The 776-nt window shown below is 78.0% G+C and carries 1 protein-coding gene; it reads right to left on the bottom strand.

Annotated elements, in window-relative coordinates:
- On the bottom strand, positions 1-776 hold a 776-nt coding region (locus B7767_RS39110; protein WP_143652903.1), incomplete at both ends, for an FUSC family protein.

Genomic DNA, 776 nt, shown 5'->3' with positions numbered 1-776 from the left:
GGCGCAGCGCCCAGCGGCCGGCCCGGTCGTCGGACTCGCCGAGCACGTGGTCGAGGTACGCCTGGGCGGCGCCGGCCGCTTCGGTGAGCCGGGCCCGGATGGCGGCGCCGCCGCGCTGCCCCGGCATCGGGAGGTGCCCTGCGACGAGTACGACGGCGCAGGCCAGCAGGGTTTCGCCGATGCGGCCGACGGAGGCCTGGGGCTCGCCGCCGGCCATCACCAGGGCGAGGACGAGCACGGTGACGACGGCGGTCTGCGCGGCGAAGTGCCGGGCGGCGACGGGGATCAGCGCGCCGCTGAGCGCGACCAGCGCGACGAGTCCTTCCGGGCGGGGCAGCACGGCGGCGAACCCGGCGAACAGGAGCGCCCCGAGGACGGTTCCGGCGGCCCGGGACAGGACGCGGGAGGCGAGCGGTCCGAGGTCGGGTTTGACGAGGAAGACGGCGGTGGCGGGCAGCCAGTACCAGTGGTCGTGCTGCCCGTACCAGCGGGTGTGGTGCAGGGCCTGGGCGAGGGCGGCGCTCACCCCGAAGCAGAGGGCGACCCGCAGCCCGTACTCCCGGCCGCGGGCGCCGAGGACGGTCCGCAGTGCGGCGGTCCGGGAGCGGTTGCGGCCGTGCAGGTCGCCGCCGTCTCCCCGGTCGAAGGCCTCGGCGGCGCGCAGGAGCGCGTCGTCGAGGGCGCGCAGGGCGGGGACGGTGCGGGAGGGGGCGGGCAGCGGGCCGGTGGGAGTGCTGCCTCGTACGGCGAGGGCGAGGCGCCGGGGTCCTTCGGAG

The sequence above is a fragment of the Streptomyces sp. 13-12-16 genome (genome assembly GCF_002114215.1).
Lineage (GTDB): Bacteria > Actinomycetota > Actinomycetes > Streptomycetales > Streptomycetaceae > Streptomyces.
Note: the sequence above shows the minus strand (reverse complement) of the source record. Positions and strands in the feature narration are given on the sequence as shown.